The 21,979-nt window shown below is 59.1% G+C and carries 20 protein-coding genes (1 of these 20 only partly in view); 18 read left to right on the forward strand and 2 right to left on the reverse strand.

All coding sequences use genetic code 11. The features are described 5' to 3' along the window. From MWL89_RS00315 to MWL89_RS00330, 4 genes are all read left to right on the forward strand, one after another. On the forward strand, positions 1-1,768 hold the 3' portion of the coding sequence (locus MWL89_RS00315) for an SdrD B-like domain-containing protein (RefSeq protein ID WP_244387518.1). The gene continues 25,277 nt to the left of window position 1, outside the view; 1,768 of the gene's 27,045 nt are visible here — the last part of the coding sequence; its start codon lies off the left edge, out of view; its stop codon occupies positions 1,766-1,768. Between the two features lie 536 nt (positions 1,769-2,304). Then, on the forward strand, positions 2,305-2,745 hold the full coding sequence (locus MWL89_RS00320) for an RrF2 family transcriptional regulator (protein WP_244387519.1): 441 nt from the start codon (positions 2,305-2,307) through the stop codon (positions 2,743-2,745). Continuing rightward, on the forward strand, positions 2,742-3,161 hold the full coding sequence (locus MWL89_RS00325; protein ID WP_244387521.1) for an RrF2 family transcriptional regulator: 420 nt from the start codon (positions 2,742-2,744) through the stop codon (positions 3,159-3,161). Before MWL89_RS00320 ends, MWL89_RS00325 begins: the two co-directional genes overlap by 4 nt. Before the next feature lie 236 nt (positions 3,162-3,397). Beyond that, positions 3,398-4,813, forward strand: coding sequence for a phosphohexomutase domain-containing protein (locus tag MWL89_RS00330; protein ID WP_244387523.1), 1,416 nt, complete (start codon positions 3,398-3,400; stop codon positions 4,811-4,813). Positions 4,814-4,919: 106 nt separating this feature from the next. Here the strand turns inward: MWL89_RS00330 and MWL89_RS00335 are convergent, their stop codons facing one another. Then, positions 4,920-5,402: a hypothetical protein gene (locus MWL89_RS00335; RefSeq protein WP_244387524.1), complete on the reverse strand. Its 483-nt coding sequence runs from the start codon at positions 5,400-5,402 to the stop codon at positions 4,920-4,922. Between the two features lie 125 nt (positions 5,403-5,527). Here MWL89_RS00335 and MWL89_RS00340 point away from each other — a divergent pair, with 125 nt between their 5' ends. The 8 genes from MWL89_RS00340 (at position 5,528) to MWL89_RS00375 (ending at position 11,074) form a co-directional block, all read left to right on the forward strand. Next, a complete protein-coding gene (locus tag MWL89_RS00340; RefSeq protein WP_244387525.1) occupies positions 5,528-5,782 on the forward strand; it encodes a dynein gamma chain protein in 255 nt (84 codons plus the stop codon). 2 nt (positions 5,783-5,784) lie between these two features. Beyond that, positions 5,785-6,207: a nickel-responsive transcriptional regulator NikR gene (nikR, locus tag MWL89_RS00345; protein ID WP_102375911.1), complete on the forward strand. Its 423-nt coding sequence runs from the start codon at positions 5,785-5,787 to the stop codon at positions 6,205-6,207. A gap of 38 nt (positions 6,208-6,245) precedes the next feature. Next, positions 6,246-7,295, forward strand: coding sequence for a hydrogenase expression/formation protein HypE (hypE, locus tag MWL89_RS00350; protein ID WP_244387526.1), 1,050 nt, complete (start codon positions 6,246-6,248; stop codon positions 7,293-7,295). Positions 7,296-7,653: 358 nt separating this feature from the next. Then, the gene (locus MWL89_RS00355; RefSeq protein ID WP_244387528.1) at positions 7,654-8,265 is read left to right on the forward strand and encodes a 4Fe-4S binding protein; all 612 of its coding nucleotides are present in this window, start codon (positions 7,654-7,656) and stop codon (positions 8,263-8,265) included. 1 nt (position 8,266) lies between these two features. Further along, positions 8,267-8,929 (forward strand): ABC transporter permease, encoded by a 663-nt coding sequence (locus MWL89_RS00360; RefSeq protein ID WP_244387529.1) that lies wholly within the window; start codon positions 8,267-8,269, stop codon positions 8,927-8,929. Further along, positions 8,916-9,884, forward strand: a complete 969-nt coding sequence (locus MWL89_RS00365) for a glycine betaine ABC transporter substrate-binding protein (RefSeq protein WP_244387530.1) — start codon at positions 8,916-8,918, stop codon at positions 9,882-9,884. Before MWL89_RS00360 ends, MWL89_RS00365 begins: the two co-directional genes overlap by 14 nt. 2 nt (positions 9,885-9,886) lie before the next feature. Further along, positions 9,887-10,669: an ABC transporter ATP-binding protein gene (locus MWL89_RS00370; protein ID WP_244387531.1), complete on the forward strand. Its 783-nt coding sequence runs from the start codon at positions 9,887-9,889 to the stop codon at positions 10,667-10,669. A gap of 216 nt (positions 10,670-10,885) precedes the next feature. After that, positions 10,886-11,074: a 4Fe-4S binding protein gene (locus MWL89_RS00375; RefSeq protein ID WP_102375904.1), complete on the forward strand. Its 189-nt coding sequence runs from the start codon at positions 10,886-10,888 to the stop codon at positions 11,072-11,074. Positions 11,075-11,244: 170 nt separating this feature from the next. Here MWL89_RS00375 and MWL89_RS00380 read toward each other — a convergent pair whose 3' ends face one another. Then, on the reverse strand, positions 11,245-12,888 hold the full coding sequence (locus tag MWL89_RS00380) for an FAD-dependent oxidoreductase (protein WP_102379442.1): 1,644 nt from the start codon (positions 12,886-12,888) through the stop codon (positions 11,245-11,247). 157 nt (positions 12,889-13,045) lie between these two features. Here MWL89_RS00380 and MWL89_RS00385 point away from each other — a divergent pair, with 157 nt between their 5' ends. The 6 genes from MWL89_RS00385 (at position 13,046) to clpB (ending at position 21,789) form a co-directional block, all read left to right on the forward strand. Next, complete coding sequence (locus tag MWL89_RS00385; RefSeq protein ID WP_244387532.1) at positions 13,046-14,578, forward strand: helix-turn-helix transcriptional regulator; 1,533 nt, start codon at positions 13,046-13,048, stop codon at positions 14,576-14,578. 423 nt (positions 14,579-15,001) lie between these two features. Further along, positions 15,002-16,906, forward strand: coding sequence for a molecular chaperone DnaK (dnaK, locus tag MWL89_RS00390; protein WP_102379440.1), 1,905 nt, complete (start codon positions 15,002-15,004; stop codon positions 16,904-16,906). 2 nt (positions 16,907-16,908) lie between these two features. Next, positions 16,909-17,655: a nucleotide exchange factor GrpE gene (locus tag MWL89_RS00395; RefSeq protein ID WP_102379439.1), complete on the forward strand. Its 747-nt coding sequence runs from the start codon at positions 16,909-16,911 to the stop codon at positions 17,653-17,655. A 103-nt stretch (positions 17,656-17,758) separates the two neighbouring features. Then, complete coding sequence (locus tag MWL89_RS00400; RefSeq protein WP_102379438.1) at positions 17,759-18,709, forward strand: DnaJ C-terminal domain-containing protein; 951 nt, start codon at positions 17,759-17,761, stop codon at positions 18,707-18,709. Between the two features lie 4 nt (positions 18,710-18,713). Then, complete coding sequence (locus MWL89_RS00405; RefSeq protein ID WP_102379437.1) at positions 18,714-19,097, forward strand: heat shock protein transcriptional repressor HspR; 384 nt, start codon at positions 18,714-18,716, stop codon at positions 19,095-19,097. Positions 19,098-19,158: 61 nt separating this feature from the next. Beyond that, complete coding sequence (gene clpB / locus MWL89_RS00410) at positions 19,159-21,789, forward strand: ATP-dependent chaperone ClpB (protein WP_102379436.1); 2,631 nt, start codon at positions 19,159-19,161, stop codon at positions 21,787-21,789. Positions 21,790-21,979 lie beyond the last annotated feature (190 nt).

A 21,979-nucleotide genomic window follows, 5' to 3' on the forward strand; every position in this document is an offset into this window, starting at 1 on the left:
CTCAGAAGGCGTGTACTCGTTCGAGGGCCTTCCTTCCTTTGTGCAGCTTGATGGAAGCGGCGATCCTGTCGGATACGGAACGCCGGGAGCCGGTGACGAAGTGCGTCTTGCAGCGTATCGCACGACGCTCTACGGTACGCCCGACGGCTATGCCCTTACGCGCCGTCAGGTGGTCGAGGGCGACCTTCGCTTCGATTCGGATGCCACTCGGGAAGACGGTTCCGTCAACCTGCGGGAGCAGTACACCGAGGGGGCGTCGGTTCGTACGGACGGGTATGCGATCGTAGCCGCCGAGGCCCTCGCGGGAGACGGGCACCAGTACGAAGACTCCTACAACGACGTGGATTACGACACGCCGCGGCCGCTTGATGCGCAGCGCGGCGGCGACGCCGGCATGAAGGGCATGCCGAGCGGCCGTATAGCCGGCGTTGTTTGGGAGGATGCGGATCGCGACGGCGTGAGGGAAGACGGCGAGCGCGGCATTGCCGACGTGCCGGTGCGCCTGTCGCGCTATTACTATGCGAAAGCGGCAGACGGATCCGAAACGTGGACCTACGATGCTTCGTTCAACGGCGAGGACTCCGATGACGGCGTCGACGACGGCTTTACGGTTCGCCCGAACACCGCCGTTACGGCCGAAGACGGAACATGGTCGTTCGACGGCTTGGAGGCGACGGGCCAGCAGGTAATCGACGGAGCCGAACAGCCGGTCGTGTACGGATACCGCGCAAACGTGATCGACATCCCCGATCGGTATGCGGTGACCGCATCCGAGCAGGGCGGCGACGCGTCGCGCGATTCGGACCTCGACAGCTCGAATACGCGCCTCGTTCCCGATGCTCCCGTCGACGGGCTTATCGTCTTGGCGAGCGAAGAGATGCCCGGAGAGCTCCCCGAAGCGCTCATCGACGGACCCGATGGGAAGAAGTGGTCCGTCAAGGGTGTCGAATCGTCCGAGGCGAACGATGCCGGCTTGGTGCCCTACGCCAAAGCCCGCATAGGGGGATGGGTATGGACCGACTCCGATGCGGACGGCATCCAGCAGGACGATGACGTTCTCGTACCTGGTGCCGAGGTGGTGCTCGAGCGCCGCTTGGGCGATGCCGAAGAAGCGCATGGCTTGGGTGCGGGATCCCGCATTGCGGACGGTGCGCCCGGCAGCGGGCTCGACGGCTCAGGCGAGCCGCTGAAGCCGGCCTCCCGTACGTGGCCGAGCGGGGGATCTTCGATCTCGCCCGAAATCGGAGACGACGGAGTATGGGAGGCGGCCGGCTCCGCCTTTACGGGTATTGACGGCGGCTATCTTTTCGACGATCTCGAATTGGTAGACGAAGCGGGCCGCCCGTGGCAGTATCGCGTGCGTACGAGCCTCCCCGAAGGAGCCGTTTCCGTACCCGTCGACAGGGGATCTGACGACAACCGAGACAACGACGTCTCGACTGACTACGTAGATGATCCCGCCGCGTCCGCACAAGATGCGGCGACGGCCGCCCTTTCGGTCGTCGATGCGTTCGCAACCGGTGCAGACGCATACGGGGTAGCCTATACGGTGCTCGACCCCATCGACTGGACGCGGGACGCCGGTCGTGCCGTCGACCCCGGTTATTATGTGCCGATAGTCAAGGATCTGCCGACGCCGCTTCTGCCGACAACGGGGGATCCGATGCGCCTTGCTATGGTTCTCGCGCTGCTCGGGGTATCCGCCGTCGCCCTGCTCCTGATCCTGGTCGCCTACAAGAGCCGGAAAAAGGAAAACGATCGCAGGTAGGCCCGATGCCGTCGCATGCAGGCAGGCCCCGAGGTTTTGCCGGGGCCTGCCTGCTTCTTCTTCCACGGAAAACCCTTGGACGTGCCGACGATCGTCAGGGCCTCGGGATACGTCGAATAGCAGCTGGCGGCTATGCTATACTAGCTTGTTGCATAAGTACACAGATTATATTTCGGGGAAAGCATGGCTGATGCGAGGTCTTGCGCTTAGGCGTTTCCGTTCGCTGACCCCGTTATAAAGGGTGAGATAACCGAGGATGAGCGCCATTGTCTGGTTGCTGGGCTTTTGCTGGCTCATGGTGTCGGTGTGCAGATTTGCGAAGCGGAGGTACAGGCTTTGCGCAGGAGTAGTTGAGGAGACGGATAACGAATGATCGGAGTTAAGAAGAACCGCTTCCACCTAAAAACCCTGGGGGGGGGCGCATCTGAGCGGATTTTTTCGTCGGATATATCCGATATCGGAAAAGTAAGAGAACCCGATGCGTGTCTGGCCCGGGTAGATGAGCATCTTCCCTGCGGTATTCAAGGGGCCGCATCATGAAGATCAACAAACGAACCGATTATGCCATGCGCATGGCCGCATGTGTTGCTGCGGGGCAAAAAACTCTCACATCGAAAGAGATGTCCGAAACGGTAGGTGTTTCTCAAGATTATGCTGTTCAGATTGCGGGCAGGCTTGTTGCCGGCGGCGTGTTCGTCGCATCGAAAGGCTGGGGCGGGGGCTATGATCTTGCGAGAGACGCTTCCGCGGTATCGCTGCTCGATATAGCAGTCGCCATGGGCAATGCGCCGAGCGTGCCGTCGGCTCGAACCCTGGCTTCCGTTCCGAGCAGAACTGTAGCCGATACGCTACGCTTGTGCTACGAGGACATCGAGCGCAATCTTCGCGAAGTCCTCTCTTCGGCAACGCTGGATGACCTTGTGCAGCTCACCCTTTCTGCTGCCGAGAATCCTGTTGGAAGGGAGGTCGTTTCATGAGGATGAACTCGCAGACCGATTTTGCGATAAGGATGGCGCTTTACTTGGCTCTCGCGGGCCGCTTATGCACGTCGGCCGAGCTGTCCGAAGCGGCGGGCATACAACGTCCTTTTGCCATTAAAATAGGGAAAAGGCTCGCTAACGGCGGGGTGGTGACTGCAGTAATGGGACATGGTGGAGGATACGAACTCGCAAGAGACGCCTCAGATGTATCGTTGCTCGATATAGCCGTCGCAATGGGCAACGCACCTGAGGTTTCTCTGTCCGAGGGGGCTTCGAGCGATATTGATGCTGCTGTTTTCGAGGCATATTCCAGCTTTTACGCGACCCTTGAAAACGATATGCGTGCTGTGCTCTCGTCCATCACTTTGAACGATCTCGCTGAGGCGTGCCGCTCTTCATTTACGAAGGATTAGACATCTCTTATAAGGCGTAAGCTCGCCGCGGGTTGCGGTGCCTGCAACAACGAGCTATGAGATATGGTCAATTGCATGCGCTATTACGTCCGTTCGGGCAAGCCATGAAAGCTCGGTGCTTTTTGGGCATGCGCCCGTCGGATGGCTATAATATTCGAGGTGTTTCAGCCCAACCGAATGCCGTACGATTCAGAATCGTCACGGCGTCGTGGTACAGCTCATGTTTGGAGGCCTGCATGGCAGATGCAATACATTTCGGAACCGATGGGTGGAGAGCCATCATCGGCGAAGATTTTACTGACGAAAACCTCGTGCGCGTCATCGACGCTGCAGCGACCGCGTTCAAGCAGGAAGCGCTTGCTGCGGGCCGCTCGGCCGAAGAGCCGGGAACCATTATCATCGGGCATGACTGCCGGCAGGACGCACATGCGTATGCTCGTCTTGCTGCCGAAGTGGCGGCGTCTCACGGGTTCTTCGTAAAGCTCACTGCCGACTACTGCCCGACGCCCACGTTGTGCTGGTCGGTTAATCAGGACGAGAGCGCTATCGGCGGCATTATGTTGACGAGCAGCCACAATCCTGCAGAGTACCTCGGCGTGAAGCTGCGCATGTCCGACGGTGGAGCGTCCTCGAAGGAATTCACCGATCGCGTCGAGGCACTGCTTTCCGACGAGCCGACCGAGGCGCGCGGCTCCTATACGGAAGTCGATCTCGTTGCCCCCTACATCGAGGCACTCAAAAGCCGTGTCGACCAGGATGCCATCAGGGCGGCGGGACTTCGCGTGGTCGTCGATCCGCTGTACGGAGCCGGCCGCAAGCATCTAGCCGGCTTGCTCGAGGATCTCGGTGTCGAAGTGGTGGAAATCAACAACGCCGACGATCCGACGTTCGACGGTCTGCATCCCGAACCCATCCCGCCTTGGGTCGATCGCGGCATTGCCAAGGTGACCGAGCTGGGATTCGACGCCTGCTTTATCAACGACGGCGATGCTGATCGCATCGGTGCGGTGGACGAGCGCGGCAACTTCGTCAACCCCCATCGCATCATCGCGCTTCTGGTGTCCCATCTCGCCGAGGACAAGGGCGAATCGGGGAAAGTCGTTTCCACCATCACTGCTTCGGCCATGCTGGCGCGTCAGTGCAAGCGGCTCGGACTCGATCTCGTGAGCACGCCGGTTGGCTTCAAGTGGATCTACGCCGAGATGGAAAAAGGCGGCGTCATGATCGGTGGCGAGGAGTCGGGCGGAATCGGCATTCCGTCGCATGTCATGGAGCGTGACGGCCTGCTCATGGCGCTTCTGCTCGCCGAGACGATGGCTCAGCGCAACATGAGCCTCGGTGCGCTCGTCGAAGACATGTTCGAGAAGATCGGCCGTTTTGAGTTCGCGCGGCGCGGGCTCGCCCTATCCGAAGAGCAGATGGACCGGTTCCGCACCGAGATCATGCCCGTATACGAAGCGGAGGAAATCTGCGGCAAGCGGGTTGTCGACGTCGATCGGCGAGACGGCGTGAAATTCTTGCTCGAAGGCGATGCATGGGTGATGATGCGTCCGTCGGGCACCGAGCCGCTCGTTCGCGTATACGCTGAGGCCGCCACGACCGAAGAGGTTGACGAGCTGCTCGACGAAGCGGCGAAGATCGTCGGCGCGTAGGCTGCGCGAGCGCTCGGCGACAACGTGCCGGTCGATGTGCGACTGTCGAACGGGTGCGTGCGATTGGCGGACCCGTGCGGGCGGTTCGCCCGAAATGAAACGATGGTTACGATTCGAGCCTGGGCAGGCGCTTCAGCAACCCCCAGGCTCGTTGCTTGTCTTGGGGCGTTTCGAGCATGGCGGCAAAATTCTTGAAGCCGACAACGTCGCGGCCGAGCAGCCTGCCTTTATCGGGTACGACAACGTCGTTTCGGTAGGCTCGCGAGCAGGCGCTCGCCGCCTCTTCGTCAGCGATGATCAGCACGAGCGGATCGAGTCCCTCGATGACCGAGAACAGATCGGCGTCGGTTAGGGAATCTGCCGCAGCGGGTTCAGCGATGGCGCCGATGACGAAAAACGTGCAGGCGGCCTTGCCGTACCCGAGGGCCTCAATGGAGCTCGACAAGGCGTTTTTCGCCTGATCGGGCAAGATGGTCGAGCTTACTACGAGCGCAGGGCACTCGAAAGCGCCATCGAGCCTTGCACCGTAGCGGTCCCACGCTTCGGTAAGCGAAACCTCATACATGTTACTGTTTGCGGATTTTTTCACACCGCTCCTTGAAGTCATCGGACAATCGCCGTATAAATAAGCATAATAGCAAGAAACGGGCGGATACCGAAGAGCGCCGATGCCGATCGGCTTATCCGCATCACCCAAGTAGAAGGGAAGGCGCCATGTGCACCAACGGAGTTAACGTTTCCCAGTTCAAGATGATGCTCGAGCAGATGGACGATCAGGTGGCGCTCAACCGCCGCTGGACCCATAAGCTTTACCATAGCGCTGCTGATGCAGAGTACGCGAAGACCGCTGAAACCCTGAAGGAAATCCAGGGGCTGCTCGACGAAGCCCGCGCGCTTCTGACCGATGCCCAGGATGCGCTTGACAAGGATGCGAGCGGTGCGAGCGGCGTAACCGTCAACTTGGTGTAGCCATGAGCAACGACCTCATGCGGTTCTCGGTCGCTATGCCCGAAGATCTGCTCGTACGGTTCGACCATCTCGTTGCACGCCGCGGTTTGGCAAAGAATCGCAGCGAGGTGGTACGCGATCTCGTGCGCGATGCGCTCGTCGAAGACGAATGCGCCACGCCGGGAGCCGAAGTGGTGGGTACGCTCACGATCGTATTCAACCACCATGCGAGCGATCTGCAGGAGAAGCTTCACGCGATCCAGCACGAGTTTTTCGACATGATCATCTGCTCGACGCACGTGCACCTCGATCAGCACAACTGCCTCGAGGCGATTGTGCTGCGCGGCGAGACGGGGCTCGTGCAGGATGTTGCGAACATGATCCTCGGAACCAAAGGCGTGAAGAACGGCCGTCTTGTTTTGACGACGACCGGTCAGTTCATCTAGCGTCGGAACCGATACAGTAAAGTAGAAAGCACAGGACTATGGACGATACGGTATTGCTCGGCCACGGCAGCGGCGGCACGATGATGAAGCGCATCATCGACGAGGTGTTCTTCGAGGCGTATGCGGGTGCGAATCTGCTGCGCGGCAACGACGCGGCGGTGTTGCCCTCGCCCGGCTCCGTCGCTTCGACGGGACCGCTCGGGTACAGCGGCTCGCTCTCGTTTTCCACCGATAGCTTCGTCGTCGATCCCCACTTTTTTCCAGGAGGCGATATCGGGCGGCTAGCCGTGTGCGGCACGGTGAACGACGTGGCTACGGCGGGCGCCGAGCCGAAGTACCTCAGCTGCGGATTCATCCTCGAAGAGGGATTCCCGATGGACGATCTGCGCCGCATCTGCGCGTCGATGGCCGAGGCCGCCCGCGAGGCGGGCGTCGAAATCGTCACCGGCGATACGAAGGTGGTGAACCGCGGCCACGGCGACGGCATCTACATCAACACGAGCGGCGTGGGCTACGCTTACGCGGGATGCGACCTCGGCGGCGAGAAGTGCGTGCCGGGCGACAAGGTGCTCGTGACGGGCACGATGGGCGATCACGGCATCACCATCATGAGTTGCCGCGAATCGCTCTCCTTCGCTGCCGATATCGAGTCGGATGCAGCACCGTTGAACCACCTCATCGCCGAAGTGCTCGAAGCGGCACCGAACACGCGATGCTTCCGCGATCCGACGCGCGGCGGTCTCGCCTCGACGCTGAACGAGCTCGCCGCCCAATCGGGTACCGATATCACGGTCGACGAGGAAGCCGTGCCGGTCAAGTCCGCCGTGCTCGGTGCGTGCGAGATGCTCGGTTACGACGTGTTCCAGGTAGCCAATGAGGGCAAGATGGTGTGCGTGGTGCCAGCCGATCAGGCCGATGCGGCGCTCGCTGCTATGAGGGCGAACGAGTACGGACGGGATGCGGCTATCGTCGGCGACGTTGCTGCGATGCAACCCGACCGCGGACCGAAGGTGTTTTTGCGCACGGCATTCGGCAGTACGCGCATCCTCGACATGTTGGTGGGGGAGCAGCTTCCGCGCATCTGCTAGCATGCAGAGCACTCGGTAGGCGGGGTGCTGTTCCGCGCGTCGAGCGCGTGAGGTTGGACATGCAGCGCTACAACGGTCGGATGTGGGCTGGGATGCTGTTCGGCATCCGTCATACAAGAGCTACAGGCGCTGCCTTCGGGCTGCGCCTTTTTGATGCGGCGGCGCATAGGCACCGTTTAGATACCAAGGCACAAGCAAGTACCTGATTTACTTCAGCGGGTCGGCGTTTCATACTGCTTACTGAGCGCAGCGGATTCGGTTGCCGTTGCCGTCTGCCTGGTAATGTAGGCAACGGGATACATTTTTTCACCGGTAATCGATGCGCGACTGGGTATACTGATGTCAAAGGAAGGATGCAATGGACGCAAAGGCGAAAAAGTACGTCGACCTGTTCCGGTCGGTGAAAATCGCATCGGCGGCGACGGTCGACGAGGACGGGCATCCCCGCACGCGGATCATCAATGTGCTCTGGGCCGACGATTCCGGCATGTATTTGGTGGCGAGCAAGGGCAAGCCGTTCTACAAGCAGATGGTCGAAACCGGTGAGGTGGCCATCTCGGCGATGTGCCCCGAGTGCCAGAGCCTCAAGTTCCTCGGCAAGTGCCGCATCGTCGGCAAGGAGTGGGTCGACAAGATATTCGACGAGAATCCCGGCATCCGCGAGGTGTATCCGGGCAAGACCCGCTACATTCTCGATGCCTTCCATGTGTACGAAGGCCAGGGGGAATGGTTCGACCTGTTGCATTATCCCATCAGTCGCGAGACGTTCTCATACGGGGGAGTGGCGGAAGAGCACCCCGGCTTCCTCATAACCGACGAGTGCATCGAGTGCGGCTCGTGTATCGAGACGTGCCCGCAGCAGTGCATTGAAGAGGGATCGCCCTATCGCATCGAATGGGAGCACTGCCTGCAATGCGGCGCCTGCTTCGAAACGTGTCCCGCCGACGCCGTACAAAGGCTGCATCCCTGATATGGAGTTTCTGCAGGAGGTAGCCGCGCTGTTCGCCGACCGAGCCGATTGGTTCGCCGGCCTGCTCGTCGAGCATATCGCGCTTTCGGCCATCGCCATCGCGATCGCGGGCACGCTCGGGCTCCTGCTCGGCATCCTCGTTGCCGAGCATCGCCGTTTCGCTCCGTTCATCATCGGCATCTGCAACGTGGTGTACACCATTCCGTCGATCGCGCTTCTGGGCCTGCTCATCCCCCTGCTCGGTATAGGCGGTACCAACGCCATCGTTGCACTCATCATCTACGCGCTCATGCCCATGGTGCGCAACACCTACGTGGGCCTTACCGACATCGACCCCGATATCATCGAGGCTGCGCGCGGCATGGGCTCGACGCGCCTTCAAACGCTCGTTCACGTGCGATTGCCCATGGCTACGAGCGTGATCCTTGCAGGTCTTCGTTCCATGGTCGTCATGACCATCTCGGTTGCGGGCATCGCCGCATTCATCGGTGCCGGCGGCTTGGGCGTCGCCATCTTCCGCGGCATCACGCTGTACAATCCTCCGCTCACGTTTGCGGGCGCGCTCATGATCGCGCTGCTTGCACTGGTGGCCGATTTGCTTTTGGGGATGGTAGAAAAACGCTACAAAAAGAAGAGGAGATTGACTACCCATGAGAAACACTAGAACGAAGAGCTTGCCTGCAGGCAGGCGGCTTCCGCTTGCATTCGCTCTTGCGGCGATCCTCGGCATCGCGCTCTTCGCGCTCACCGCGTGCGCTTCGGGCGGCAACGGCGAGGGAGGCGCTGATTCCGCTTCGAGCGATCCGATCGAGATCGCCACCAAGCCCATGACTGAGCAGTACATCCTGGGCGAAATGCTCAAGGCGCTCGTCGAGGATGCCGGTTACGAAGCCAATGTGACCAAGGGCATCGGCGGCGGCACGAACAACATCCAGCCCGCCATGGAACGCGGCGATTTCGATCTGTACCCCGAGTACACGTCGAGCGGTTGGGTGCTGGTGCTCGATCACGAGGCCGAGGGTGTAGACGACGCGGAGATGCTCGAAAAGCTCAAGGAGGAGTACCAGGCCAACTTCGGCATGACGTGGGTCGGCATGTACGGCTTCAACAACACGTTCACCGTTGCCGTGCGCGACGAGGTAGCCCAGCAGCACAACCTCAAAACCACGAGCGACCTCGCAGCGGTAGCCCCCGAACTCGTCTTCGGCGGCAATCCCGACTACATCGAGCGCGAGGACGGCTTTCCCGTGCTCACCGAAACCTACGGCCTCACGTTCAAGCAGGTCATGGACATCGATATCGGGCTCAAGTACCAAGCGCTGCGCAACGGCGATATCGATGTGACGAACGGGTTCACCACCGATGCCCAGCTGGCTGCAGGCGGTGTGACGACGCTTGAGGACGACAAGCATCTGCAGGTGAACTACTTCTGCTCGACGGTCGTGCGCCAGGACGCGCTTGACAGCCATCCAGGGCTCGAAGAGGCCCTCATGAAGATGGACGGCATTCTGAGCGATAAGGAAATGGCCGAGCTCAACTACAAGGTCGAAGTCGAAGGCCAAGACGAAGCGACGGTTGCGCGCGACTTCCTCGTATCGAAAGGCCTCCTCAAGGGCTAACCATGAGAGGCGATGCAAACGAACATAGTACGGCGAGCAGGGCGGTCGAACCCGATGACGGCGATGCGATCATCGAGTTCGACCGCGTAACCAAATCGTTTGGGGATACGGCGGTTTTGCACGGCATCGATCTCGCCGTGCGGCGCGGCGAGTTCCTCACCATCGTCGGGCGGTCGGGCTGCGGCAAGACGACGCTACTCAAAATGGTGAATGCGCTCGAGTACCCCGACAGCGGTCGGGTGCTCGTCAACGGCGAAGAGGTGAAGGAATCCAATCGCGTCGAACTCAGACGCTCGATTGGCTACGTGATCCAAAGCGTCGGCCTGTTCCCGAACATGACGGTGGGTAGAAACGTTGCGTACGTTCCCCGCCTTACCCGTGCGTGGTCGAAAGAGCAGGAACGCGATGAGGTTGCGCGCCTGCTTACCACGGTGGGTCTCGAACCCGCGATCGCACCGCGCTACCCTAACGAGCTTTCGGGAGGGCAGCGCCAGCGCGTCGGTATCGCTCGTGCGCTTGCGGCTAAGCCGCTCATCATGCTCATGGACGAGCCGTTCGGAGCTGTTGACGAGATCACACGCCGTTCGCTGCAAGACGAGCTTTTAAACTTGCAGCGCCGATTGGGCTTGACGATCCTTCTCGTGACCCACGATATCCGCGAAGCGCTCAAGCTCGGCGATCGCGTGCTCGTCATGGAAGGGGGCCGCATCGCGCAGCTCGGCACGCCCGACGAGCTCGTATCCTATCCCGCCGATGCGTTCGTCGAGGAGCTCATCGGCGGGTGAGCGCTTTGGGCGTAATTGCGATCTGGGAGCATGCAATCTATACCCGAAATCGACACGTCGCAAAACCATGTCGTTTGTCCGCAATATCAGCCGAAACCTGAAAAATCTGCATTTTGCCTTGCAATAACCGCGGGGAATGGTATCTTGCGGGCAGAAAGTTTTTGGAAGGCGAGGGTACCTCCAATAAGAAACCTTTCAGACGAGAAGGAGAATACTATGTCCCATCCGGTTATTGAAGCCGATGAGTGCGTCGGCTGCGGGATTTGCGTTGATGCGTGCCCGCAAGAGGTTCTTGAAGTAGTCGGCGGTGTCGTCGAGGTCGTCAACGAGGATGCTTGCATCGCGTGCGGCGATTGCGTCGAGGAATGCCCCATGGGCGCGATCCCCGAGGTTATCGAAGACTAGCTGTCAATGACAATCGATTGCAGCGAGTCCCTGGTCGCTATAAGCGGCTGGGGACTTTTGCATTATGCGGTAGATAGTTTCTGATTTGCTCCTGCTACAGTTTGGATTTTGCGAAAACTGCAGCAGGAGTCTTTCGGGCGTTTATCTGTATAGGCAGGGGCTCAACAGAACTAGGACCAATTCTCGAGTTGTGCAGCGTGCTCAGCCGCTGTGTAGGCGAAGACCATGCCAGGGCCGTTTGTTCCGCCTGCTCCGGTGTAGTACTTGCCCGGCGTTCCGCATCCGGTTGTGTTTCCGCAAGCATAGAGGCGCAAAATAGGGTTTCCTGTCGTGCTGATTGCTTGGCCGTTCTCGTTTATCTGAATGCCGCCTTTGGTGCCCTGATAGGTGGGGACAATCTCTGCAGCATAGAAAGGCGGTTTGGTCAATCCGCCAAGCGTCGGTCCGCTGTTCATCATGTTGTAGTTTTCGAATTCCGATTCCCCACGATGGAAATCGGTGTCAGTGCCGGCTTCGGCGTCTGCATTGAATTTATCAACCTGTGCTTTTAGGCCGTCGACGTCGACACCGATCTTTTCTGCCAGTTCTTCAATGGTGTCGGCGGTATAGCCCCATTCTGGAAGGTCGCCATCGAGTCCTACTCCAAAAAAGATATCGCCTTTAGAGGGGTCGGCGAGTGATTCCCGCACTGAATGATCGCAGATGTACCATGCGGGGACATTGGTGAGCTCCATATCCCCCGTTGTCGATTGCCCCTGAAAGCCGAACCAGAGGGAATCGTAGTCGGCTGCTTCATCGCAGAAGCGTTTGCCCTGGCGATTGACGAAGATGGATCCTGGTTTGGTTTGATAAGCGTACAGAGATACCTTGGTGGAGCAAACCTTCTCCTCGAAGTACTGCTCGCTGAGGGCTTTAAAATTAACCTGTCCCCAGCCCCATGGCATCATGGTGAGATTTGCGCCAACCGCCTGAGCCATGAGGATGCCGTCCCCCGTTGATTCTGGTACGCACATGCAGCCTTTGACGGGGATGGGATGGTACGCGTTGAGCATGTCTTCGTTGTAGGAGAACCCGCCCGTTCCTATCAGAACGCCCTTATTCGCTTTGATGGCGATTTCGTTGCCTTTAGAGTCTTCGGCGATAACTCCGAGGACTTCCTGCTCCCCATTGGAGGTTGGCCGCGAAACGAGTCGTTTTGCGGGAGTCTCCGTCATGATCTTGCCACCCATCGAGGTGATGGCGTCCGCTTCGGGTTGTGTAAAATGGGCGCCCGATCGAACGCCGTCGATTACGCAGGAAAGCGAGCGCATGTCGCGGCTTGCTCCCTCCCACTGCGCGTGGTAATCGATGCGAGGGCTGACAGACCATTCGCAACCGGTTTTCTCGGCTATGAAATTGACCATTTCGGAAGCTCTGTCGATATACGTATCTATGATGGCTTCCGTCGACAGTCCTGCCGCGACCTTGGTCATGTATGTTTTGGCGAGGGACCTATCGTCTTTCTCGGTAGAATAGTCGTTGCAGGGTACCCAGACCTGTCCGCCGGACAGAGCCGTCGTACCGCCTATGAGTTTCGCCTTCTCGAGGACGATGACAGACATGCCTTCGGCAGCTGCTTTGAGTGCCCCGGTTAATGCGGTCCCTGTTCCGAGGACGACGAAGTCCGCTTCTTCGTCCCAAGATTCCGGAACACCGGAGTTCGCTGATGCGGGGGCAGGGTTCGAGCCGGAGCAACCAGCGAGGCCGAATGCTCCAAGTGCTGCAGCCGATATTCCTGCTGTTGTGATGAATTGTCTCCTATTGATCGTTTTCATATGCACTCCCTCGTGTGTCAGTTTGGTTCGTTGTTCGAACCTGGAATCATGCTAGGTTCGACAGGAGCGACGTTCATCGACCATAAGGTTCAAAACCGTCATCCCTTTTGGTCGATATTCAAATACTTTCAGCAGCGAAGAAGGACTTTGCTACACTGTGGGCAAGGAGGTTTCCGTGGGAAATCAGTCATCAGCAAAACTGAGTAAAACGGTTGTGGTAGCTTCGGCGAGGATGGCTGTTCCTGCGGGTTGCGTACTCGCTTGGGTTTTTGTCGTATTCCTCTCAGCTGCCCTCTACCAAGGAAACCAATCGGTTGGATCGGCAACGCTTTCCACGGTATTCTGTTCGCTCTGCTTCTTCGGCACTTTGGCAGTCGTTCTAGCCCTTTTCGGCATGCAAAGGTTGGTCGAGCGGAAGCGGGAGCTGTATGCGATCGGGGCGGTGTTAATAATCGCTGCGTCGGTGCTTCCTGTTCTGCCGTTTTTTTCCGGTTTGCATGGCTGGTTTGCTCCCATGATCGTTGGCTGTCTTTCCGGTGCCGGTTTGGCGCTGATAAGCTTGTTTTTCATCGCGTTCGTCGCGGGCATGGCGTTTGCGGCGGCAGTCGTATGGTATTTGCTTTCGCTGGCCATAGGAATCGGGCTGTATCTTTTGTATATGGTGGTAGCTTCGGGGGGATTCGCTAACTCCATTCTCTGGGTGCTCCCGGCTGTATCGGCCGGTATGGTTTTCGTGCTGCTTCGCTGGGGGAAGGGGAAGCCTGCTTTGTTCAGCGCCTATGCTCGTTCTCTTGCCCGCAGTCAGCTACGTGGAATGTTCGACCATCGGGCTTTCGCGTTTTTTACCGTAGTCAGCGGGTTTTTGTTCGGGTATTGCTACAACATCTATCCGAAATCAACGCGGTTTGCCGGAGCGTACACCGAAACGGCGATTGGGTTTGCAAGTCCCGCTGCGATCACGCTGCTTGTCACTTGCCTTGCTATCGTTGGCGTACTAGTGCTGGTTGGCAGGCTGGCAAAAAACAAGAGCGCCTACGTTCTCGGAAGCTTGCTCTTGGTAGCGCTTGCGTTCATGTACTTCAGTTTGCCGAATATGCCTAATAACTGGATGCTGTTTGTTCTGTTGGACAGCGCAGCCATTTCGACCACGTTGTTTGTTCTTCTTGGCGCGGTAATGCGCTTTTCCCAAGGGGATAGGAAACGGTTCGGACGATGTCTTCTCTCCCTTTCAGCAAGCGTGGTCGCAGGATCGAGCGTTGCGGCCCTGTTCATCGAAACGACCGTGCCGCAGCCGATGATCCAGGTTCCCGAACCCCTTCGGGATGCAGTGATTGTGGGAACGCCAGCCATTGGGTTCATTGTTTTGGCTCTCATATTCTTCCTTCTTGCTCAGGAGGCTTTCTTTCCGGCGGCAACAGGTGAGCAACCCGATGCCATAGGGGTGTCCGACCTGGGTTTTGCTGGAGAAATGATCGCGAAACGATTTTCGCTAACGCCCCGTGAAGAGGAGATTCTGGGAATGCTTCTTTTGGGGCGAAGCGGACCGTATATTTCCGAAGATCTGTATTTGTCGAAAAGTACCGTGAAGACCCATATCCGTCATATTTACGATAAAACGGGCGTTTCGTCGCGGCAGGAGCTGATCGACTTGGCTCACAGCATGCGGGGAAACGAACTTCGGCAGCGGTAACCCCCGTTGCGCCTCGGTGTGCCCGGATGCGATTGATTCGATCGCACTGCAGTCAACGAAACTCTTTTAGCACGGCAACAAAGCGGTGAACTTCCTTGCGTGCGCTCCCTAAAAGTATAAGGTGTAACCAAGTTCAAGCGATCGGGCTGAGGATGCCTGAACGATACGAGCGCTCATTGCCGCAGCGATTCGCACTCAATCATTATGCGAAATACTAACGAAAGTAACGTAAAGATTACAGTTGAGAAATTCTCAAATCTAATGTGGCAAGAAACTTGACAACTATAGACTTAGATTATATAGTTTCATTCATCGGAAGGGTTCGCGTATGCGAGCCTTTGCATGTATAGAGAATAAAGAACCAGGCAATAGACGTAAGAAACCATTACGAAGGCAGCAAACTCAGAGTGAGAGGAAGCAATAATGGCAAAGATCATCGGCATCGACTTAGGAACCACTAATTCGGCGATGGCGGTCATGGAGGGCAGCGAGCCCGAAATCCTCGTCAACGCCGAAGGCGACCGTACTACCCCCTCCGTCGAGGGTTTCCGCAAAGACGGCGAACGCGTCGTCGGCAAGGCGGCCAAGAACCAGGCGGTCACCAATCCGGAAAACACCATCTCATCGGTCAAGCGTTTCATCGGACGTTCGTACAACGAAACCCAGGAAGAGCAGAAGACCGTCAGCTATAAGGTACAGAAGGGCAAGGACGGTCGCGCCGTCGTCGACATCGAGGGCAAGGATTATACCCCCGAAGAGATTTCGGCCATGGTCCTGCAAAAGCTCAAGAACGACGCCGAGAAGCAGCTCGGCGGCCCGGTGACCCAGGCGGTCATCACCGTTCCCGCGTACTTCAACGACGCTCAGCGCCAGGCGACCAAGGACGCCGGTAAGATCGCCGGTCTCGAAGTGCTTCGCATCATCAACGAGCCGACGGCGGCTGCGCTCGCCTACGGTCTCGATAAGACCAACAAGGATCAGCAGATCCTGGTGTTCGACCTCGGCGGCGGCACGTTCGACGTGTCGGTGCTCGAACTCGGCGACGGTGTGTTCGAGGTCCGTTCCACGGCTGGCGACAACCACCTCGGCGGCGACGACTGGGATCAGCGCGTCATCGATTGGATGGCCGACAAGTTCAAGAGCGACAACGGCATCGATCTGCGTCAGGATAAAATGGCGCTGCAGCGCTTGAAGGAAGCTGCCGAGAAGGCGAAGATGGAGCTTTCCTCCACCTCGCAGGCGAACATCAACCTGCCTTTCATCACGGCTGACGCTTCCGGTCCGAAGCACCTCGATTACACGCTGACCCGCGCGGAGTTCGAGCGTATCACCAAGGATCTGCTCGATCGCTGCAAGAAGCCCGTCGAGCAGGCGCTCAAAGACGCCGGCCTCAAGCAAGGCGATATCAACGAGGTCATCCTCGTCGGCGGCTCCACCCGTATGCCTGCCGTACAGGAGCTCGTGAAGCAGATGACCGGCAAGGATCCGAACATGTCGGTCAACCCCGATGAGGTCGTTGCCATGGGCGCAGCCGTTCAGGGCGGCGTGCTTTCCGGCGACGTCGAGGGCATCCTGCTTCTCGACGTGACCCCGCTGTCGCTCGGCGTTGAGACCATGGGCGGCGTCATGACCAAGATGATCGAGCGCAACACCACGATCCCGACCCGCAAGACCGAGATCTACTCGACTGCGGCTGACAACCAGACCTCCGTCGAGGTGCACGTCCTTCAGGGCGAGCGCGAGATGGCTTCCGGCAATAAGACGCTCGGCAAGTTCCAGCTCACCGGCATCCCGGCGGCGCGCCGCGGCGTTCCGCAAATCGAGGTTACGTTCGACATCGACGCCAACGGCATCGTGAACGTGTCGGCTAAGGATCTCGGCACCGGCAAGCAGCAGCAGATCACCATCTCGGGTTCGACCGCGCTGAACGATGACGAAGTCGATCGCATGGTGAAGGACGCCGAGGCGCATGCCGAAGAGGATAAGCGTCGCAAGGAAGAAGTCGAGATTCGCAACAACGCCGATGCGCTCGTAAACGCGACCGAGCAGACGCTCGCCGAGGTGGGCGACAAGGCCCCCGAGGACGTGAAGAAGCAGGCCGAGGAAGCTATCGCCGAGGCGAAAGACGCACTGGGCGGATCCGATGTGGACGCCATCAAAGCGGCGACCGAGAAGATGCAGGCCGCTGGCTACAAGCTCGCCGAAGTGGTGTACTCCACTCAGGGTGCCGAGGCGGGAGACGCGGCAACCGCCGCAGAGTCGACTCCGGCCGACGATACCATCGAAGCCGACTACGAGGTTGTAGAAGACGACAAAGAAGGGAAGTAATCATGGCTGTGCCCGATAAGGACAAGGTCGTAGGAACTTCCCGCCCAACAACAAACCCGGGCAGCGGTCCCATCCCCCCCTCATCCCCCTCACCCCGTGGGGCCGCTGCCAACGACGAAACCCGTCAGGCGGCCGACTCGCAAGAGCCGGCCGCGGACGGGAAAGCGTCAGCCGAGACGGATGGCGCTGCCGATACGCAAGCAGTTGAGGCCGAAGTGCTCGATCCCGAAGGCGACGGAGCCGAAGCGACGATCGAATCGGAGCTGGTGGCCAAGGCGAAAGCGGAGGCAGCCGAGTGGCAGGATAAGTTCGTTCGCCTGCACGCCGAATGGGATACCTACCGGAGGCGCACGACCGAGCAGCGCGCAGAAGAAAAAGCGCGCGCAACCGAGAAGCTTGTTGAAAGCCTGCTTCCCGTCATCGACGATTTCGAGCGTACGATAGACTACGCGCAGAAGAACGGCGAAGCCGGCCTGCTCGGCGGCGTTGAGGCGGTGCATACCAAGCTCGTCGATGCGTTGAAGCGCGACGGCGTTCAGATCATCGATCCGAAAGGCGAGGCGTTCGACGCGCTTGAGGCCCAAGCGGTTGCGACGGTCGACGATGCATCGGTGCCTGACGAAACCGTAGCCGATGTGTATCAGAAGGGCTACAAAATGGGCAACAAGGTGCTCAGGCCAGCTATGGTAACGGTAACGACCGGCGGGCCAAAACGCGAAGTTCCGAAAGAGACTGAAGACAAGAAGTAAGCATGGGGCAGCAAGCGGGCGGGAAAGGCCCGCTTCTGCTTCTTATCCGAATCATTCACACGCCGCCGAAAGCGGCGAAGAAACATGAAAGCGAGGTGGACGCATGGCGACAACGACGACACCGGATTACTATAAGACGCTGGGCGTTCCACGGAACGCAACGGCCGACGAGATCAAGAAGGCCTACCGCAAGCTCGCACGTACGCATCATCCCGATGCGGGCGGCGACGAGACGAAATTCAAGGAAATCAACGAAGCGTACGAGGTTCTGAGCGACGAAAAGAAGCGCGACCTGTACGATCAGTACGGAACGGCCAACGAGAACCATATTCCGCAAGGATGGACGGGTGCCCAGGGAGGCAATCCGTTCGGCGGCGAGGGCTTCGGGGGTTGGTCCGATATTCTCGAGAGCATCCGCCGTGGAGAAGGAGCGTTCGGAACCAATTGGGATTTCGGCGATCTGGGCGGATTCGGAGGCTTCGGCGGCCAAGGCCAACCGAGGCCCCAGCGCGGCCAGGATATGAATGTGACGCTGGCCGTGAGCTTCGACGACGCCTTCAAGGGCACGGAAAAACGTGTGAGCGTACGCGTTCCGGGTAAGACCGACAAAGAGACGCTCACGGTGAAGGTTCCCGCAGGAGCCGTCGACGGCGGCCGGTTGCGCTTTAAGGGAAAGGGCGGCCTCGGCGAAAACGGCGGTACGAGCGGAGATCTGCTCATCACCACCAAGATCGAGCCTCACCCGTACTATTCGCGCGAAGGCGCCGATGTGTACGTGGCGCTGCCGGTTACGGTTGCCGAGGCGTCGCTTGGCGCGAGCATCGTCGTTCCTGCGCCCGATGGCACGAAGGTTCGCGTGAAGGTTCCGGCTGGAACGCAGGACGGAACCGTTCTCACCATCAAGGGCAAAGGCGCTCCGAAGGTGAAAGGCGAAGGCAGCGGCGATCTTAAGATCAAAGTCAACGTTGTAATTCCGAAGACCATGAACGACGAACAGAAACAGGCCATGGAAGATTTCCTGGCTGCAACGAAGGACGATATCAGGAGTTGGTAGTGCGATGACCGACAGGAACAGACCGCTCTACATGATAAGCGTGGCTGCAGAGCTCGCAGGGGTTCATCCCCAAACGCTGCGCACCTACGAGCAGAAGGGTCTGGTGACCCCGCAGCGTACGAGCGGCAACACCAGGATGTATTCGCAGGCCGATATCGAGCGACTCGAACTCATCAACGAGCTGACCGGCGAGGGCATCAACCTTGCGGGCGTCATTCGCATCCTCGACCTTCAGGGAAGGCTGGAGGAGCGCGATTCCGAACTCGACGATCTGCACAAGAAGGTACGGCGCCTTGCCGATCGCGTTCACGAGCTGGAGACGCGGGAAAGCGTGAACTCGCTGGTTCGGACGGAGCCGGGATCGCTCGCCCTGCGCAGGCTCCCCTAGGAATTCAACCATCACAACTCATGGCTTTTGCCATTGGACAAAAGCGAAGGAGGAACGCCATATGAATATGGGCAATCTCAATAAACTGGCCATTACTGCACAGGAGGCGCTGCAGCAGACCATTGCCATAGCCTCCGAATCAGAAGCTTCTCAGGCAGAGCCGATTCACATGCTGAAAGCTCTGCTCGAATCGAAAGAGAACAACCTTTCGGCCATCATCAAGCGCATCGGTGCCGAGCCGTTCCAGCTGCTCGCAAACGTCGATGCGGAGATCGAGCGCATGCCGAAGGTGAGCAGCAACAACACGATGATGATGATGAGCGGCATTCCCGGCCCCGATCTCATGAATCTGATCGACCGTGCCGTGAAGATCGCCGAAAAGCTCGGCGACAGCTACGCTACAAGCGAGCACCTGCTCATCGCGCTTTCCGAAGACAAGGGCGCGGCGGGCAAAATTCTCTCGGTGGCAGGCGTGACGCGCAAGAACATCGAAGCCGCATACGAAGAGCTGCGCGGCGATACGCGCGTGACCGATCAAGCCGCCAAGACCCAGTTCGAGGCGCTTGAGCAGTACGGCCAGAACCTTACGCAGATGGCGCGCGAAGGCAAGCTCGACCCGGTCATCGGCCGTGCCGACGAGATCCGTCGCACCATCCAGGTGCTGTCGCGCCGTACGAAGAACAACCCGGTGCTCATCGGCGAGCCCGGCACGGGCAAGACCGCGATCGTCGAGGGTTTGGCGCAGCGCATCGTCGCGGGCGACGTACCCTCGTCGCTGCAGGATCGCGATATCGTCATGCTCGATCTGCCCGCCATGATCGCCGGTGCAAAGTACCGCGGCGAGTTCGAGGACCGCTTGAAGGCGGTGCTGCGCGAGGTCAAGGATTCCGACGGTCAGATCATCCTGTTCATCGACGAACTCCATACCATCGTGGGTGCAGGTTCGACGGGCGATAGCTCGATGGATGCCGGCAACATGCTCAAGCCCGCGCTTGCGCGCGGCGAGCTCCACGCCATCGGTGCCACCACCTTGGACGAGTATCGTAAATATATCGAGAAAGACGCGGCGCTCGAGCGACGTTTCCAGCCGGTGCTCGTGGGCGAGCCCACCGTAGAGGATACGATTGCCATTCTGCGCGGCCTGAAAGAGAAGTACGAGATCCATCACGGCGTGCGCATCACCGATTCGGCGCTCGTCGCAGCGGCCGAGCTTTCGAATCGCTACATTTCCGACCGCTTCCTGCCCGACAAAGCGATCGACCTCATGGACGAGGCGGCGAGCCGTCTGCGCATCGAGATCGACTCCATGCCCGAAGAGGTGGATGCGGCCGAGCGCAAGCTTACGCAGATGCAGATCGAGGAGCAGGCCCTCATGAAGGAAGAGGACCAGCCGAGCAAGGAGCGCCTCGAGGCGCTGCGCCAGGACATTGCGACGGCCCGTGAAGCGCTCGACAAGCGCAAAGCCGAATGGCAGAACGAGAAAGACGCGATCGTCAACGTGCAGAACCTCAAAGCCGACCTCGAGGGCGCCCAGCTCGAAGAGGAGCGCGCCACGCGCGAGGGCGATCTGTCGAAGGCCTCCGAGCTGCGTTACGCCCGCATTCCCGAGCTGCAGCGCATGCTGCACGAAGCTGAAGAGATGCTCAACGTACGTCAGCAGATGGGCGCGATCCTCAAAGAGGAGGTTTCGAGCGAAGAGATCGCCGAAGTGGTGTCCACCTGGACCGGCATCCCCGTATCCAAGATGATGCAGGGAGAAATGGCCAAGCTCGTCGATCTGGAAGAGAAGTTGCACGAACGCGTGGTCGGTCAGGACGAGGCCGTGTCTTCGGTGGCGGGAGCTATCAGGCGCAACCGTGCGGGATTGTCCGACCCCAACAAGCCCATCGGAAGCTTTTTGTTCCTCGGGCCGACGGGTGTGGGCAAAACCGAGCTTGCCAAGGCGCTTGCCGAGTACCTGTTCGATAGCGAGAAGGCCATGATTCGCATCGACATGAGCGAGTACATGGAGAAGTTCAGCGTGCAGCGCCTCATCGGGGCACCTCCCGGGTACGTCGGATACGACGAAGGCGGTCAGCTCACCGAAGCGGTGCGCCGCAAGCCCTATTCGGTCATCCTTCTCGATGAAATCGAGAAGGCGCATCCGGACGTATTCAACATCCTTCTGCAGGTGCTTGACGACGGTCGCCTGACCGATGGTCAAGGTCGCGTGGTCAGCTTCAAGAACGCGATCGTCATCATGACGAGCAACGTGGGCTCTCAGTTCATTCGCGAGTTCGCCGAGCACGGCGACGAGAAGGCCATGAACCAGGCGATCGAGGGGTCGTTGCGGGCGACGTTCCGCCCTGAATTCCTCAACCGCATCGACGATACGGTGGTGTTCAACGCGCTCACCATGGGCAACATCGAGCCGATCGTGGATCTGCAGCTCGAAGAGGTTCGCGACCGTCTGGCCGAGCGCCGCATCGAACTCGATGTGCGCCCAGCGGCAATGGAGCGTTTGTCGATTGACGGTTACGATCCGATCTTCGGCGCTCGTCCGTTGAAGCGACTCATCCAGAAAGTGGTCGTAGATGCGGTTGCCGAGAAGATCGTTGCAGGTCAGCTGCCCGACGGATCGACGGTTGTCATCGATATCGACCGCGACGGCAACTACAGCTCCGAAGTGGTGCAAACCGCGCTCGCAGAGTAACGGCTGCCGCTACGATGGCACCGCCTAACGCGGAACCATGTTTCACGTGAAACATTTGTTCGTATTTCAGGACGGGAAACGAAAGCTTCCCGTCCTGTTGTTTTTTCACAAAACCGCACATCGCGTGCACTTGTACTAGAATACCCTCATGCGAAAACGGACCCGAAAGATCGAGCGGAGCATCAAAACC

Source organism: Raoultibacter timonensis (genome assembly GCF_022845715.1).
In the GTDB taxonomy this organism is placed as follows: domain Bacteria; phylum Actinomycetota; class Coriobacteriia; order Coriobacteriales; family Eggerthellaceae; genus Raoultibacter; species Raoultibacter timonensis.